This window comes from Spiroplasma endosymbiont of Polydrusus pterygomalis, assembly GCF_964030635.1.
Lineage (GTDB): Bacteria > Bacillota_I > Bacilli_A > Mycoplasmatales > Mycoplasmataceae > Spiroplasma.
In genome coordinates this window covers 1,402,274-1,416,253 of record NZ_OZ034909.1, presented here as the reverse complement: position 1 = coordinate 1,416,253, position 13,980 = coordinate 1,402,274, and the positions used below count along the sequence as shown (strand labels likewise).

Annotated in this window: 15 protein-coding genes, 1 other RNA gene and 1 pseudogene; 11 read left to right on the top strand and 6 right to left on the bottom strand. The window is 25.7% G+C overall.

Annotated features, from left to right (window positions below; all coding sequences use genetic code 4):
- Window positions 1-22 precede the first annotated feature (22 nt).
- An RNA gene (rnpB, locus tag ACQH23_RS09160) (RNase P RNA component class B) lies at window positions 23-392 on the top strand.
- A 205-nt stretch (window positions 393-597) separates the two neighbouring features.
- On the opposite strand, the gene ACQH23_RS09155 is transcribed toward rnpB, so the two are convergent.
- Window positions 598-1,092 carry a UPF0236 family transposase-like protein gene (locus tag ACQH23_RS09155; RefSeq protein ID WP_425378101.1) on the bottom strand — a complete coding sequence of 165 codons (495 nt, stop codon included), beginning with the start codon at window positions 1,090-1,092 and terminating at the stop codon, window positions 598-600.
- A 5-nt stretch (window positions 1,093-1,097) separates the two neighbouring features.
- Window positions 1,098-1,616, bottom strand: a complete 519-nt coding sequence (locus ACQH23_RS09150; protein ID WP_425377771.1) for a hypothetical protein — start codon at window positions 1,614-1,616, stop codon at window positions 1,098-1,100.
- On the opposite strand from ACQH23_RS09150, the gene ACQH23_RS09145 reads away from it, so the two are divergent.
- From ACQH23_RS09145 to ACQH23_RS09100, 10 genes and pseudogenes are all read left to right on the top strand, one after another.
- On the top strand, window positions 1,593-1,967 hold the full coding sequence (locus ACQH23_RS09145) for a hypothetical protein (protein ID WP_425378100.1): 375 nt from the start codon (window positions 1,593-1,595) through the stop codon (window positions 1,965-1,967). The two genes, ACQH23_RS09150 and ACQH23_RS09145, sit on opposite strands and share 24 nt — an antisense overlap.
- 132 nt (window positions 1,968-2,099) lie before the next feature.
- Window positions 2,100-3,179, top strand: a pseudogene (locus tag ACQH23_RS09140) (IS3 family transposase).
- Between the two features lie 43 nt (window positions 3,180-3,222).
- Window positions 3,223-3,720 carry a hypothetical protein gene (locus ACQH23_RS09135; RefSeq protein WP_425378099.1) on the top strand — a complete coding sequence of 166 codons (498 nt, stop codon included), beginning with the start codon at window positions 3,223-3,225 and terminating at the stop codon, window positions 3,718-3,720.
- 180 nt (window positions 3,721-3,900) lie between these two features.
- Complete coding sequence (locus tag ACQH23_RS09130; RefSeq protein ID WP_425378098.1) at window positions 3,901-4,851, top strand: IS30 family transposase; 951 nt, start codon at window positions 3,901-3,903, stop codon at window positions 4,849-4,851.
- Window positions 4,852-4,967: 116 nt separating this feature from the next.
- Entirely contained in the window at window positions 4,968-5,525 is a 558-nt protein-coding gene (gene efp, locus ACQH23_RS09125) for an elongation factor P (RefSeq protein WP_425379335.1), read from the top strand.
- 33 nt (window positions 5,526-5,558) lie between these two features.
- Window positions 5,559-5,864, top strand: a complete 306-nt coding sequence (locus ACQH23_RS09120; protein WP_425378097.1) for an MMB_0454 family protein — start codon at window positions 5,559-5,561, stop codon at window positions 5,862-5,864.
- A 282-nt stretch (window positions 5,865-6,146) separates the two neighbouring features.
- Window positions 6,147-6,539, top strand: coding sequence for a hypothetical protein (locus ACQH23_RS09115; protein ID WP_425378096.1), 393 nt, complete (start codon window positions 6,147-6,149; stop codon window positions 6,537-6,539).
- Between the two features lie 201 nt (window positions 6,540-6,740).
- Window positions 6,741-7,190 (top strand): hypothetical protein, encoded by a 450-nt coding sequence (locus ACQH23_RS09110; protein ID WP_425378095.1) that lies wholly within the window; start codon window positions 6,741-6,743, stop codon window positions 7,188-7,190.
- Window positions 7,191-7,330: 140 nt separating this feature from the next.
- Window positions 7,331-8,482, top strand: coding sequence for a hypothetical protein (locus ACQH23_RS09105; protein WP_425378094.1), 1,152 nt, complete (start codon window positions 7,331-7,333; stop codon window positions 8,480-8,482).
- A 360-nt stretch (window positions 8,483-8,842) separates the two neighbouring features.
- The gene (locus tag ACQH23_RS09100) at window positions 8,843-8,980 is read left to right on the top strand and encodes a hypothetical protein (protein ID WP_425378093.1); all 138 of its coding nucleotides are present in this window, start codon (window positions 8,843-8,845) and stop codon (window positions 8,978-8,980) included.
- A 68-nt stretch (window positions 8,981-9,048) separates the two neighbouring features.
- Here ACQH23_RS09100 and ACQH23_RS09095 read toward each other — a convergent pair whose 3' ends face one another.
- From ACQH23_RS09095 to ACQH23_RS09080, 4 genes are read right to left on the bottom strand one after another with little or no spacing between them, the layout of a single operon-like run.
- Window positions 9,049-10,485, bottom strand: coding sequence for a hypothetical protein (locus ACQH23_RS09095; RefSeq protein ID WP_425378092.1), 1,437 nt, complete (start codon window positions 10,483-10,485; stop codon window positions 9,049-9,051).
- Window positions 10,486-10,500: 15 nt separating this feature from the next.
- A complete protein-coding gene (locus ACQH23_RS09090; protein ID WP_425378091.1) occupies window positions 10,501-11,796 on the bottom strand; it encodes a hypothetical protein in 1,296 nt (431 codons plus the stop codon).
- A gap of 57 nt (window positions 11,797-11,853) precedes the next feature.
- Entirely contained in the window at window positions 11,854-12,231 is a 378-nt protein-coding gene (locus tag ACQH23_RS09085) for a hypothetical protein (RefSeq protein WP_425378090.1), read from the bottom strand.
- 3 nt (window positions 12,232-12,234) lie between these two features.
- Window positions 12,235-13,470 (bottom strand): hypothetical protein, encoded by a 1,236-nt coding sequence (locus tag ACQH23_RS09080; protein ID WP_425378089.1) that lies wholly within the window; start codon window positions 13,468-13,470, stop codon window positions 12,235-12,237.
- Window positions 13,471-13,980: the final 510 nt, after the last annotated feature.

The window sequence follows — 13,980 nt, the reverse complement described above, 5'->3', positions numbered from 1 at the left end:
ATAGTATAATAATTATGAGTTATAACAGAGCTAGTTGCTATTAACATTTTGTTAATAGAGGAAACTCCACGCTCGCACAGTCTGTGATGATTGTAGTGTTTGTGCTAATTTAATTCATAAAATTAGGCATAAGGGTAACTTATGACGGCTGAAAAAAATCCTACGTTATTATTAAATAATATGGAGTTTTTTCTATAAAAGTGCCACAGAAACGAGTTTTTAAAGAAATTTAAAAAATGGAACGGGTAAACCCCACAAGCGAGAAACCTAAATTTTGGTAAGGGAACTTCTTTTTTTTAAGCAGAAGAAACAAGAGGATCAATTTAATGATTGATAGATAAATAACTAGTATTTTATTTTAAGAAAATAAAAACAGAACGTGGGTTATGATGTTGTAACTTTGTTAATAAAAATAGATATTAATCCTTTAATTTTGTCGAAAAATCTTGATATTTATAAAATATATCTAAAATTAGGTATATTTTTAATATAAAGAGAGGTAAATAATTGATGGAAAAAATACTTGCAGAATTAATAAATAGTTTAACAAATGATCAATTTTTAGAATTTTATAAAAAAGTTAAAAAAGAAGCAGAATTAATTAAAAATCTGAATTATACTTGCACTTACAAGTATAATTCAGCTATTAAATAAATAACGTTTATAATATCGTGGACCACGGAGACAATCTTTAATTTTTTTAATAACATGGAAACGATCAATGATAAATTCAACATTGATGTGTTTTTCAACCGTTGAAATATATTGTGCACCATCACCAAGCACAATAATTTTAGCTGTCTCGGGTGATTCATAATTTAAGTTAATAAATTCTTTAATTCCTTGTCAGTATTTTTTAGAGTTAATTTTTTTAACTTCATTAGTCATTGTTACTAGAAATTTGACATTATGCATTGTTTTTCGTATTGTTTTAGGATCTTTATAACCAGTATGAAAGACGGTTAAACGGATTCTTTTCTTAATTTTTAATCGTTTTTTGATTTGATAACTAATGGCATTGCGATATGCTTCATCGGTTTCAATATAAATAACCCCATCATGTTTTAGTTTTGTATCTGGTTCATCTAGCATTAGTTCTAACAAATGTTTAATATCAAACCGTTTAATAAGGTTAAAAATTGTTTTTTTGTTATGTTAGCATTCCGATACATATTACAAATATCTTGATAACTAAAATTTATGCCTAATTTGCTGATTATTTCTAACGAAAAATCATAATCAAGTCGCTGATAACTTTCAATCCCTAATTGAATATCAAGTAAAAAGACCGTTTTTGGTTTTTTTGCCCCTTGAAATTCTGGTTTTAAGATATATTTTCCTCGTTTAAAAGTAACTTCACCATTACGAAAAACCAAAGTTCGTTGATAAAATCCTTTTGGAATATAACGTGCTTTGCGTCAGTCCTTATTAAAAATATAGTTATCAATATATTCAAAAATATTTTTAAATAGTATTCAAGCTTCAGAACTAATTTCATTGTTTAAATAGGATAATAGTGCTGTAATAGGGATATTGGGGCTAATTTCATTAATTAAATCAATAAAAGAGTTATTATTTTCGTTTAAAAACTCTTGGATTCTAGTTATAATATTCATAGGATAGTTTTCTTTCTAATTTTTTTCAAACTTAATTATACTGAAAAATTTCTTTTTTATTTTCCCCAACTTTGGCAACGCAATCCAATAATTCATTCAGATCACGGATATCAATATATATCTAAAGATTATGATAGTAAATGTTTAGACAACAAAATTATAATTTCAATGGGTAAAAATTATCATTGTGCAGACAACATTATTATTGAAAGTTTTCATTCATTACTTAAAAAAGGAACAATCCATAATAAAAATTATAAATCTCATAATGAATATATTAATGATGTTAAAAAATGAAATAAATGATATTCAAACCAAAAAGAAAAAGATATAATAAATGAAAGTTTGTAAACCTTTTTATTAATACTTACTAAACAGGGTGCAGTCTAATATATTTATGTGGACTTTCAAATAAAATATAATTATGAAGAAAATAGGAATATAAAAATGGGAAGAAATTAATATACCGATGAATTTAAAAAAATTGTTTTACTTTATCAAAATGGTAAAACCATTCTTGAAATTTTTAAGGAATATGGGATGTCAAAATCAGCCGTATATCAGTGAATTGAAAAATTAAATAATTCTGGATCTTTTAAAGCAAAAGATAACCGCACTGTTGAAGAAAATGAACTTGATTGCCTTGCGGAAAGAATTAATCCAATTACGAATGGAAAACGACATTTTAAAGCAAGTGGCACTGATAATTGGTAAAAAATAGAAATTATTAACAATAATAAAGAAAAATATTCCGTGCGAAAAATGGGTCAAATATTAAAGATAGCAAAATCAACATATTACTATCAAATTAATAAATACGCTACGGTTGATTTTAATAATTATGAACAAGAAGTTATCAGTGCATTTAATGCTAGTCGAAAAATTTATGGAGCTCGTAAAATTAAAGCTATTTTAACCAGAAAAGATATTATCTTATCGCGAAGAAAAATTCGCCAAATTATGATTAAAAATTAGTTATTATCTAAATACACCAAATTAAAATATCGTAATCATAAGTCAATGGTTAATAACGACGAAATTAGCAACGTTTTAAACCGTTAATTTAATAATAAACAACCAAATGAAGTTGTTGTTAGTGATTTAACATATGTTCAAGTTGGTGCTAAATGACATTATATTTGTTTATTAATTGACTTGTTTAATCGTGAAATAATTGGCTATAGTGCCGGGACAAACAAAACAGCCCAACTAGGACAAGAAGCCTTTTATTCAATTACAAGACCATTAAATCAAATTACGTTATTTCATACTGACCGGGGTAATGAATTTAAAAATAAAATCATTGATAATATCTTAAATACTTTTAACATCAAACGATCATTAAGCAATAAAGGCTGTCCATACGATAATGCTGTGGCTGAAACAACTTACAAAAGTTTTAAAACGGAATTTATCAAGGGGCAAAAATTTATAAATTTAACCCAATTAACCCAATTAAAATACAAATTATTTGACTTTGTGCATTGATATAACAATATTCGAATTCACGGTAGTTTAAATTATTTAACACCTGTTGAATTTAGAAAACAACAGTCCATATAAAAAGTGTCCTAAAAAGGGTTGCCAATCCAATCGTCAAAAATTAATGCAATCAAAACAATTAAAAAATACTCAATTAAAATTTAAAAAATTAAATGGCCAAATACAAATCGATGAAACATTTATTAAAGAAATCCATAAAGGTAATTTTAAAGATAAATTTGATAAACGAAAAACTCATCTTGATCCATTTTCCACTAACACCAAACGATTACAAAAACAGTGAATTATTGAAAATATGAATACAAAATTAATTAACAAAAATTCCATTATTATTTCTGATATGCAATCATTATATTTATTAGTAGCAAAACAAACAAGTTCTACTTTATATGCCACTAAAACTAGGACAAATCCTGATGCCAGTTATCGAAAATTAAATAAAATTATTAAATTACAAGCAAGTCTTAAAGAAGCCTTAATTCATTATCATGGTTTAGGTTTTACTAACATTCAAAATTATTTAAATCTCTGAAAATGAAAATACCAACACAAAGATTTAACACCAAACCAACAAGCAACGGTATTATATTTTAACATCTAAAAAAGTTAAAGAACAATAATAATCTTCCATCAAATTCGTTTTAAAATTGTTATATTGATGATTTTTTTATTTTGCTGAATTATACTTGTAAGTGCAAGTAAATAAAATTGCAAAAAATCTCATATAAAAATTTTATGATGCTAAGTTTATTTTAGAAAAAATAAAGCAAGGAGTTTTTATATGGGATATAAACATCTTGGCATAGATGAAAGAATTTATATTGAGAATCAATTGAAGTTTAAAATAAAAATTAGTGAAATATCTAAAAATATTAATCGAAGTATTAGTACTATTATTCGAGAAGTTAATAGAAATAAAGATAATAATCATTATTTTTCATTAATTGCACAAAATAAAGCAGAAAATATAAAACAATCACATATTTATTTTCATAAGTTTAAAAATAGAGAATTAGTAAAATATGTACAACAAAAATTATTATTAGGTTGATCACCCGAACAAATTTATGGCAGAATTAAAAATTTTCATAAAGAATGAATTATTAGTTTTAAAACAATTTACAATTGAATTTATTCTGGATTACTTGAAAAAGTTACTAATAAAAATTTAAGAAGAAAAGGTAAGAAACGAAAATATCAAGAAAATCGGGGTAAATTTAATGGTAAATCAATTAAAGAACGAAATGCTAATGTTAATAATCGCGTAACTCTTGATCATTGAGAAGGTGATACCGTAGTATCATCACGAGGTAAAAGTAAATCATGTTTAATAACTTTAGTTGAAAGAACATCAAGATTTACTTTAGCAATATTAGTTGAAAATAGAACTACTAAAGTTATTAACGAAAATATTAGCCATTATTTATCAATTCTTCCAAATAATCTTGTTAAGACTATAACATTTGATCGTGGTAAAGAATTTGCTAATTGACAACAACTTGAAAAAAATTTAAATGTGAAAATTTATTTTGCTAATGCATATTCACCCTGACAAAGAGGTACTAATGAAAATACTAATGGTTTAATTAGAGAAAAATTTCCTAAAAAATTTAATTTTTCAAATACTACTAAAAATGCAGTTCATAAATTTATATTGTCTTTAAACCAAAGACCAAGAAAAATACTAAATTATCTTTCGCCAATCGAATATTTGGTTAGAAAAATAATTTAGTTGCACTTAACTTTACAATTTGGCATTTTATCAAGAGTTTTCTACAAAATTAAAGTAATTTTCTGGTTAAAATTAAGATATAATTAAAACAAGAAAAATAGAAAAGGAAGAAGATGATGATTAGTGTAAACGATTTCCGTCCCGGATTAACGTTTCAATATGAGGACAGCATTTATGTTGTAATTGAAGCACAACATTCAAAATCAGGGCGTGGCCAAGCGCATGTTAAAACAAAAGTTAGAAATTTGCGTAGTAATGCGACAACAAATATTACTTTCACTGGTGGCTATAAAGTTGAGAAAGCAATTATTGATAAAGTTGATATGCAATATTTATATGATGATGGGGCCAATGTTATCTTTATGGATACCCAAACTTATGACCAATTAGAAGTTCCTTCAACTAAGCTAGTTTGAGAAAAGAACTTTTTAAAAGAAGGAGTAATGACTTCCGTTACAAAATATGAGGGTGAAGTTTTAGAAATTATTTTACCAGATAAGGTGGATTTAGTAATTACCGAAGCCGAAGCAGCAGTTAAAGGGAATACGAGTTCAGTAGCCATGAAAAAAGCAGTGTTAGAAACTGGCTTAGAATTACAAGTACCATTGTTTATTAAAGAAAGGGAAGTAATTACCGTTTCAACTAGTGATGGGAAATATTCAGGCCGTGCTTAATCTTCATCAACAAACAAAGGAGAGTGACTAAAAATGAATAATAATTTTAATGAATTAACAGTTGATAATAATCATCGGGGGACAATTGTTGTCAGTTTATTAACAGTTAAAAAAATTATTTTATATGCAATCCACGATATGACACACCAATATTTTGTTGATAAAGTTGAATGTCTAATGTTTGATAATTCATTATTACATATTTATATTAGTGGTAAAGTAATCAAAAAAGAAAATTTAAATGATTTAACCGCTGAAATTAATGAAGCAATTATGAAAGAATTAAGTTATTCTTTACAAATTAAACCAAAGAATATTAGTATTACTTATCATCATTAGTTGTCTTTGCATTAAAAATATAACCTGAATTGTAAATATATTTGGGACACTTTATTGAATATTTTGTATTAAATCCAATGAATTTTTATAATTTGTATTATGTAAATTCAAGCAGCAAATTCTGTCTCTTGTTAGTATGATAATAACATCATTTAAAATAAATGCAACTATTTTTTTAAAAAAATGTCCTTATCTTGTGATAATTTCGTAATAGTTATCTAGCAAAAATTTCGCAACCATTTAAAATTAAAAATGGTGATAACAATGGAAAGAAAAATAACAATGAAAGAACAACATAAATACAAAACAATTGAAAAAATTATTAACAATAAAATATCAAAGCAAAGAGCTGCAAATATTTTACACTTATCAATTCGTCGCATTGAACAACTTATAAAACTTTATGATCCACAAAATAGTCAATCATTTGCTCACCATTCTCGTGGAAGGATAGCTCACAATAAAACAAATCCACAAATTTGTGAAAAGATTATAAATTTATATAAAACTAAATATATTGGCTTTAATTTTACTCATTTCAAAGAAAAATTAATCGAAAATGAAGGAATAAACATTTCATATTCAGTTTTATACAAATTAATGTCCTTAAATCAAATTAAAACACCTCGAAAGCAAAAAATAAAGAAAAAAGATAAAACCCACCCTTTAAGATAACGTCGAAAATGTTTCGGCGAACTATTACAAGCTGATGCCAGTGAACATCATTGATTAGGACCAAATGGTCCAAAATGATTTTTACATGACGCAATTGATGATACAACAAATACGGTTGTTGGATTATATTTTGCTTGTCAAGAAACATTACAAGGTTATTATAATGTTTTACATAAAATTTTACGAAATTATGGAATTCTCATGACATTTTATACCGATAAACGAACAATCTTTACATACCAAAAAAGTAGTGATAAAACCGAAGAAAAAGACACCTTTACTCAATTCAGCCGATGCTGTGATGAATTAGGTGTCGAAATCATAACTACTTCAATTCCCCAAGCAAAGGGACGAATTGAACGTTTATGAGGCACTCTACAAGATCGCTTGAAAAATGAATTAATTCTCGCAGGAGTAACCACTATTGAAGAAGCAAATACATTCTTAAAAGAATTTATAACCAAATTCAATAAACAATTTGCCATTCCTATTGATTATAACAATTCTGTCTTTGTTGACTCTCCTAATAATGACAAAATTAATTTATTTTTATCAATCACTTCAACGCGACAAACAGACAATGGTTCATCAATTAGTTATAAGGCATATATCTTTTTTTTCCCCCCCGTACGATGACTATTTCATTGCTAATTCATCCCTTAAAACACGCGTAATAAGAAGTATTTAACAAGATAAAAGTTTTTAAAATAATCACTAATTTTGCTTATATATATATACTGGGAGTAGGACTTGATAAAAAGTTTCAAGATTAAAAAAGGAGAAAAACAAGTATGAAAAAATTACTTAGTTTATTAAGTGTATTAACAATTAGTGGAACTGCTGTACCAACAACAATTGCTGCTAGTAGTTATCAAAAGCAAGAACAAAATTTAGAAAATTTAAATAGAAATAAAAGAGATTTTTATGCAAAAGAGCAGATTGAATTTTTTAATAATAACTTTTTTTATAAATTTAATGTTAACTATGATAATTATAAAAGTATTCATGATGATAAAAATAATCGATCAGTTAAAGATAATGTAGGTGAAGAAGATAAGGTTATTGTTTCTGATTGAACTAAGTATGCAAAAAATCGAGAAGAATTTAAGCAAAAATTTTCAGGAATTGAATTTATTAATTTTAAAGTTGAATGATACATGTGGGGTGAAACAAAAAATAAAAAACAATTGAAAATTTCAACTTCAAAAATTTACGATAAATATGAGTATGATGTTCTGAGATCTGCAGAAACCGAAATTATAAATGAATCTAAAAGAAGCATTTTTGGAGCTATTCACCATATAAATTCATGATGTTATATATATTTTGATGGTAATAAAATCAGATTTATAAATGTTGCTCATATGGTTGATGAAAAGACAACTACTAGTCCTTGAGTAAAAATTAAATTTGATTCAATTCGCCTTGTCGGTGAAATTGATGTAAATCCCTTATTTTCACTAACAGTAGAAAAAGCAAAACAGTTTTATATTTGGGCTTCTAATAAAGAAAAAGAATTAAAAGATAAAAAAGAAGATCCTAACTATAATAAAAATCATTTATTAAACGAAGAAAATTCTTTTAAAGAAAATTTTAAACTGTGACTTTTACAAATAAGACATGATTATATTCAAGATTTAATAAATATTAATCAAAATAATGAAATAATTAGTCTTAAATCAGAAATAGATGACATAAAATCAAGATTAGATAAATTAGAAAAACCAAAAACATGTTTAGATAATATTTTTGATGCATTTAAAAAAAATACGCTTTCAAACGCTCCTGCTGATGCTTGAAAAAATATAAAAGAAAATATTGATTCTCCTTTAAAAATTATTGTTAAAAAATCAGGGAAAGCGTTTGCTACTGGTTTGTTAACTGGTATTGCCAAAGGTTCTGCGCTTGGTATAATAAGTTGTGTTGCTGATTCTCTCCTTTAAAATATATAGGAATCAATATTTATTTTAAATAACAAAATAAAAAATTTATTAACTATTTTAGGGACAATCGCTTTAACATGAATAAGCACAACAACTTTAGTTGCTTGTAATACGCCACAAGAATATACACGCGAAGAATTAGCAAAATTAAAAGAAGAAAACAAAATTAAAACAAATAACCAAGAAATTAGAGATAACTTAGAATGAATTGCACCACAAGAAAAACCATTTTTTAATCCTGATAATAAATGATATTTTATAACTTTTTATTCAGATGGTTGAAAAATTAAAAAATTATCAAATAATGAAAATGGTAGAAAAATATATTTATTTAAAGACAAAATAGGAATTGAATATACTATGATGAATTGGCCTAATCCTAATAGCGAAGAAAGTGATAATGGTAATCATTTTAAATCAGTTTATCGTTGAAATGGAAAAGAACAAAATTTGCCTAATTTAGATAATGATGAAAATGGTAATATAAAAGTTAAATAAAAATAGAAAAAAGAGATATTATGAACTTGTCTACTTTATTTTAGATGTTCATTAAATCTTTTTTTTGTTTATCTTGGCTTCATTGTTATTTCAACAGGATTATTACTATTATTTTTAATACCTAATACATTTAGATTATTAACATCTATTGTTATATTTTTATCGTTACCAAAAAAAATAGTAAGTAAGTCTTTAAATGTAAACAATAAATAAGGTAATAAAGTTTTTGTAAATCTAATTTTTAATTTCATATCATTAGTATAATATGCTTGTAAATATGTTTCTTTAATTTTAGAATTATCTGGTCTGTCTAATAATGATATTTGTAGTAAAAATTTTATTCTATCACCATTTTTTGAATCATATACATTATAGTTTTTTTGTAATAATCTATTAGTATAACCAATAGCAAATGTTTTAATTTCATTAGTTATATTATCAGTATATAAAATTATTCTATTATCAAAATTAACTTTATCAGTTTGCGAATAACCCTTCTGTTGTAAAGTTATATTTTCCAATGAAAATAAATTATTACTACATTTTTCACTTCCACCAATTATATTAATATCTCTATTAGGTATAAAATTTTCTATATTTGGTTGCCCACATTCAACTTGTAAATTAGCTAGATTATTTATTTCAATAGTTTTATAAGCATCTAGGAATTTACTGATACTTTGAATTGTTGGGTCAATTTTTTTTAAATCAATTTCTACTTCATAATAAGCATAATTAACTTCATTAGAAAATAAGTTAATATATGTACCTGTTCTTTTGCATTGTGCAGTTGCTATAATTTTAGTTAATAATGGTTGCACTGTATTAGCATCTCAGATATCTTTTGTATAAGGTTGATATTTATATGGTACTGGTGGTAATACATATTGTGGGTAATTAAATGTTGGTATTTCATAGTCATGTGGTAATAAGAAACTATTTTTATAATTAGTTGTCATGTCACGTAAATAATTATTTAATGTACTTTTTGTTTTACCACGAAAACTTCATACTGATAAACGTAAATAATCTTCTTCATTATTGGTATATGGGTTATCAGCATAAAAGATAATTTCAAAATTACCTTTATATAAAGCTTGTATTGAAAACATATCAATAATATAACTACAATTTGTCCCATCTGGTGTTTGTAAGAATTCACAATCATTATCTTCTTCACCATCACTAACTGGTGTTTGAGCATCAACTGCTGTTGTAAGTTCATTAATTAAATAAATTCGGTTAGTTTTTTGATTTAATTGTTTTAGATTATATGTTGAATAAACTATATTATTTGTTGGTTTACCATCCTTAGTTAAAACAGTACCTACTAATTTATCAGTTAATAAAGTAGTAAACCCGAAACTAGTGGCATTTGCTCCAAAAATAGCACCAACTTTATCATTGCCTTGTTCTCTAAATATTTCAAATGGTAAATAACCATTACCTTTTGCATTACCACTTCAAAAAGCATCATTATAAAAACTATAAATATTAGCACTCATAAAGCCATTAAGTCATTAAAAATTAGGTCAAGTTTTTTCATCTTGATTAATAACTCAGCCTCATGGAATACCAAATGAAATAAAGTTTAATAATTTACCAACTCCACCTGGTATCGTAAAAGGATTAAAAACTAATTTTTGTGTATAGTTTAAAGGTAATACTGTTATTTGGCGATTAATAAAATTATTCATATTTAAAATATCTCAGACATTACATGAACCCATTTTATTGTATTCAAATTGAACTTGTCCTACAGTATTACCAAATTCATCTTTTCTTCTAAAATAAGATGATGCTTGAGTACTAATAATATTATTAACGTCACCACTATTTACTTTTATTTGACTTGGTGGCGTTATTTTTCAATTTTTAGACCAATAAAATTTAGAGTCATTATTTTCTTCTTTAATTGTTTTTCCAACAGTAGGATTACTTTCTTGGTCAGTTATAACAATACCCTCACTATTTTTTTGCTTTCAAAAATAATATCTACTTTCCATATCTTTTTTTCAGTTTTCATAACCAGTTATCATTGTTGGTTGAATCCCTTGAATGTTATATCAACTTACTTCAGGTGATGCATAAGTATTAACTTTGTCAGGCGGACACATATACATGTTATACATTAATAAATCTCGTGAATTCATTACTTTTGGATTAAATTGACCTTTAATAATTGGTCGACCAATAACTGGCATATCAAAAAAGATCGGATTACCATAAAATTTAACTGCCATTGCTCTAACACCGGGGTCTTTTAATAACATATCATCTAATTCAATAATTCCTTTATTTGTTTTCTCATTATAAGTTATTTTAGGAAAACAATAACCCTCGCCTGGTACTGATGTTTGAATAAATTGTCTAACTGATAAACCACTATTACTAATTTTGTCATTAATACTTGAAAAGGTAATTTCTTGTCATAAAAAACTACCATCATATGGTGAATAATAATTAATAACATTTGATGGATATAATCATTGTCTATCTTGGGGAGAAATATTTATATTACCTCCACCAATATTTAATCCATGGTCATTAAAAACCGTATAAAAGTTATAATAATCATTAATATTTAATTTATCTGCATCTTCATCTAAAATTAATAAAGTATATTGTCTTTCAGTTGATTGCTGAGTAAATACTTGTTCAAATTTAGCTTCACCAAATTGAATCGAACTTCTATCATCAATCATATAAGCATCTCAATGTTTACCAACTTTAACTTCTTTTGTATAAAAATTATCAGATTTATTATCATTATTAATAAAATAACTTAATTTATATTGCTTTAAGTATTCTAACATTCTATTAATATCATAAATATTTTCCCCATCAATTAATTTTCAATAAACATTATTATTTTAATCTTTTAATTTCATCGCGAACGGTGTTTCATTATTTGCTCATATAGTTGAATTAATTGATTGGTTATTAAAATCATCAATCGTTAATATCTTAGTTTCTTCACCTTTATATTTTTGGACTATTTTTAAACTATCTTGTCATTGAGCAATCGTACTTTCCATATTATCAAATATTCTTGAATAACTACCATAATCACTAGGTTTTGCGTTATTGGGTTTTCAACCTGTTTCAGTATCAGGAATATATGAACTATAAACATTAAAAGGAAATACCATTCAATGTCTATTATCTTTTATATTTTCTCTGATATCTATTAAAGTATCGTGGGCTTGTCTTCTTAGTTCTTCGATAACTCCTGAGTTAATTCTACTCATTTTTTAATTCTCCTTTATTTCTGTTCTATCTTGTAAGGCATTTTGATTATTACCAGTTTCATCATATTCTAGTAATTTATTATTATGTTCGATTTCTTTAGCTTGCATTTTATCTTGTCATGCTTCTACTTTCTCAAAATATTTTGTTGCTTCTAATTCATCAATATTGTCATATTCAGTTATAGCTCTTATTGGCTCCATTGTGCCATTATCTAATCTAGCAGTAATTAATTCATTTTGTCGCATTTGGTCAACTAAACTAGCACTAATAAAATCAAAACCATAAGGCCGTTCACCAATACCATTTCATAAACCATAATATTTTAAAACAGTATCAAACATCTTAGTATAATATTGCTTACGATATGCTTGTAAATATGCTTGTTTTTCTAAGTCTTTTGTTTTAGTTAATAATGACTGTGTTTTATTCTGGTCATTATCTGATTTATCACCAAAAGGACTAGAAAAATGACATGCTAAATATACTTGCTCAATAATTGATTTTTGATCTTCGGTATATGTTTCTAATGTTGGTGCACCTTGTACTACTTGTAAAGATTGAGATGATGTCCCATCTGCTGCCGTTTGACCTGATTGAATGAAAATATCATCAAATACATCTTGTAATGCTTTTTTATTTCCCATATTGTAAGCATTCATTAAACCATCATCTAATACCCCATATCAGTGCGTACGATTAGCTCATCGTTCTTTTGATTTAATATTAAAACTATCTTCTAAATCAAATTGTAATTTATAACAATTTGCCATTGTGGGTCATGGATTTAATGTAGTTGAAGTTGATAAGAACAATGGATTAGGTTCATTTATCATTTCTCAAAAAGGGACTATACCTAATTTATTTTTAAATTCTTGGATTAAAACAGGTCTAACATCATCTTTAATTTGTGTTTTACTTTGTCCAACAACTACCTCATTATTTTTTGGTCAACCTTTAATAACTATTTTATCTTTGGTACAAATTAAATTTAAAATAAATCCACTGTCTGATTGATGATAATTTAATCAAATATCAGCCCCTTGTTCAATTTCATTTATTTTACTTACACGAGATGTAAAGTTAAAAGGGTTAATTCATAAATCAATATTGCCATCACTAGTCTCTAATAAACCGAAAATAGTTTTACCCATTAAACTTGCTGTTAATTCATTTTTATCTAATTTTTCTTTTATTTTATAAGCTGAATTATACTTGCACCTACAATTATAATTCAGCAAATTTTAAAACACTATTAATATCACTTAAGTTTGGTAAACTAGGGAAAGTATTATTCATGGTTATTTTGCTCCTTTAATTTTAAGATAAGTGCATAATTAATAATATTTACTGTTAATAAATTTGGCTCATTTGCTAAAACTTGAACACATACTTTAACTTTTTGATATTTTTTAATATATTCGTTATATAAATTTAATTTACATATTGCGATATTATTGCACAGTTTCAGATAACTGAGAATTTTAATTAAAAAATGCTTTCATTTCATATTGAAGTGGTGGCATTTTTAAATTTAAAATTTTTCTTTTTTCATTATAAGGCGTCGTGTACGATGAACCTCCAAAAAACAACTCTTGTTAAATAAAAAGGGTTGTTTTTTTATTTGTAAACCCATAATTATTAATTAATTCAGAGAAAGGGCAGCATCTTAAATTCTTAAAATAGAAACTTTTTATCGCAACTTTAAGTTAACGAAAAAGTTGTATTACACATTTATTAAATATCTTAGA